We start from the raw sequence: 254 nt of genomic DNA on the forward strand, positions 1-254 counted from the left end.
GAGATCCCGAGTTCCGGCCATGTTCGCCTCGGCGAGCAGGACCTCACGGCGCTGCCCCCGCACCGGCGGCCCGTGAACATGATGTTCCAGTCCTACGCGCTGTTCCCGCACATGAGCATGGCCGGCACGCCCAGGTCGGGACCCCGGCCGAGTTGTACCGCCGCCCGGCCAGCCGCTTCGTGGCGGGCCTGCTCGGCGACGTGAATCTCATCCCGGGCCGGCTGGGACCCGCCGAGCCCGGCGACACCCGCACG

The 254-nt window shown here is 72.8% G+C and carries 1 pseudogene; it reads left to right on the forward strand.

From position 1 onward, the window contains the following. A pseudogene (locus tag FV233_RS29995) lies at positions 1 to 254 on the forward strand (hypothetical protein); the annotation flags it as partial.

The sequence above is a fragment of the Methylobacterium sp. WL7 genome, assembly GCF_008040085.1.
GTDB lineage: Bacteria > Pseudomonadota > Alphaproteobacteria > Rhizobiales > Beijerinckiaceae > Methylobacterium > Methylobacterium mesophilicum.